Origin of the sequence: Streptomyces sp. NPDC059255 (genome assembly GCF_042752355.1) — a bacterium.
Taxonomy (GTDB): domain Bacteria; phylum Actinomycetota; class Actinomycetes; order Streptomycetales; family Streptomycetaceae; genus Streptomyces.
On sequence record NZ_JBHYZP010000095.1, the window covers coordinates 1 to 2,270 of the forward strand.

At 63.2% G+C, this 2,270-nt stretch carries 2 protein-coding genes and 1 pseudogene; 2 read left to right on the forward strand and 1 reads right to left on the reverse strand.

All coding sequences use genetic code 11. From position 1 onward, the window contains the following. Nucleotides 1-159, reverse strand: a pseudogene (locus ACFXKG_RS41140) (IS5/IS1182 family transposase); the annotation flags it as partial. A gap of 94 nt (nucleotides 160-253) precedes the next feature. On the opposite strand from ACFXKG_RS41140, the gene ACFXKG_RS41145 reads away from it, so the two are divergent. Both ACFXKG_RS41145 and ACFXKG_RS41150 read left to right on the forward strand, forming a co-directional pair. Further along, on the forward strand, nucleotides 254-814 hold the full coding sequence (locus ACFXKG_RS41145; RefSeq protein ID WP_384850717.1) for a hypothetical protein: 561 nt from the start codon (nucleotides 254-256) through the stop codon (nucleotides 812-814). A gap of 14 nt (nucleotides 815-828) precedes the next feature. Then, nucleotides 829-2,270, forward strand: a 1,442-nt coding sequence (locus ACFXKG_RS41150) for a caspase domain-containing protein (RefSeq protein WP_384850720.1), incomplete at its 3' end; no start/stop codon positions are given.

Here is a 2,270-nt window from a genome sequence, read left to right on the forward strand (position 1 = left end):
GCCAGGGTGACGTGCTCGCGCAGGTATACCAGTGTCACCATCGCGCGCTGAGACGGGGCGGAGCTTGCAGCGACGGTCCCCCTCACGGGTGACGAGGAGCATCGTGACCCACTCCACGAGTCCACGGGGCAGGTCGAGTGCGGCAGGATAGTTGACCAACGAGGCCCCCGAGCAGCGTGATTGAGACGTCAGACATCTCGATCAACAGCCCGGGAGCCTCGCTCGTTGCGGCTCGCGGACCGTCATCTGATCGGTGGCCGCCTCGAAGAAGCTCCGTCAAAGAGCTTCACAGGCGCAGGTGTTGCGCAGGGGCTTTCTGGTTACGCTGGCCGTTCGGCTAGTACGCGGGGGCATCGTGAGGGTTTCGACGAGTCAGATCAGTGTGGTGCTCAAGGGCAGCACGGACAGCGATCCAGCGGAACTGGAGTCGTGCGCGCTCGCGTTGCGTGAGCGCTTGCTGGAGCTCGACGTCGAAGATGTCGTGTTGGGGCGGGCAGGAGAAAGCGTGCCGGAGGGCGCGAAGCCGGGCGAGGTGATCGCTTTGGGCGCTCTGGCGGTGACAGCGGCGCCGTTTGCGGTGCGCAGTGTGGTGCAACTGCTGCAGACGTGGATCGAGAACCGGCCGGTTCGCACGGTCAGTATCGCTCTTGGTGAGGACAGCCTGGAGGTGGAGGCCATCTCATCGGCTGACCAGCAACGTTTGATCGAAGAATTCATTGCCCGGCATACATCGTCGCAAATCGCGGTGGAACCTGCACCGCGTACCGGCCCGGCCGGGCCGGTACCGGATTCCGGAATAGCCAGGCAGGATTGAAGGGGGACATTGGCGTGTCCGGGGGCCGGTTTGCTCTGCTCATCGCGACGGGTCGTTACGACCTTCCCGGTTTGAGGAGGCTGCGTTCGCCGGCGCCTGACGCCGAGGGTCTGGCCGAGGTCCTCCGCCATCCTCAGGTGGGTGACTTCGTGGTGCAGACGGTGGTCGACGGCAGCGTCAACGAGGTGAACCGGGCGGTCGAGCAGTTCTTCCTCGACCGCAGCCGGAACGACCTGTTGATGCTCCACCTCTCATGCCATGGGATCAAGAACGACAACGGAGAGCTGTACTTCGCGGCCCGGGACACCGATCCGAAACTCCTCGCCTCCACGGCTGTCTCCAGTGCGTTTCTGCACACCCAGATGCGCCGTTGCCGGGCCCGGTCCATCATTTTGCTGCTGGACTGCTGCTACAGCGGCGCGTTCCTGCGCGGCGCCAAGGGTGACACCACAGTGCACGTTCGTGATGAATTAGCCGGGCATGGCCGGGCGGTTATCACGGCCACCAACCGCACCGAATACGCCTGGGAAGGGGATCGGATCAGCGAGCTGGAGCCGGGCCGGTCCAGGTTCACTGAAGCCGTGATCGACGGTCTCCGCACCGGGGAAGCCGATCTCGACAAGGACGGATTGATCAGTGTTCACGAGCTGTACGACTACGTTTACGAACGGATCCTCACAGCCGGGGTGAAGCAGCGGCCACAGATGTGGGCCGAACTCGAGTACAAAGTAACCATCGCCAGAACAGCGAAGAAGAACGAGGGACCTGCGGTTGCAGCCCTGCCCTATCCGCCTGCGGCGCTGTCCGCCTCGATGCCCGACGTCGTAACCGAACCAGCCGCCAAACGGACCACCCCGCTACAAAAAGACCACGCCCAGCACACACCGCGCAGCGGTCTCGGGTTGGACGTGGCACCACGGGATGCATCCGGGGTGGCTGAAAGGATCAGCAGTCCCGGATACACCAACCGCGAGACCTGCGACTTCCTGAAAGACCTCCGTACCGCTCTCGCAGAGCACGCAGTGACCTACGAGAAGGCCGCTGCCCTGTCACCCACCGGCGTTCCGCCACAGCTTTCGCGCCTGCTGGCCGGAGGATTCCCCTCACTGCAGTACACCATTGCCCTTGTTTCGGCCTGGAACGGTGACGTTCCCAGCTGGACCAACCGCTGGCGATCCGCAGCCAGTGCACTGAAAAAAGAACTCCAAACAACACAATTTACTCCGCAGGACACCTTGAGGGAGCTCACCCGGGAACTCGGAAGCGAAGATGTCCGCGACGAACCCGCGGACAATGTTGATCAAGCCCTTAAGGACAACAGTGGTCTCGGGGTGGACGTGGCACCACGGGAAGTATCCGGGGTGGCTGAAAGGATCAGCAGTCCCGGATACACCAACCGCGAGACCTGCGACTTCCTGAAAGACCTCCGTACCGCTCTCGCAGAGCACGCAGTGAC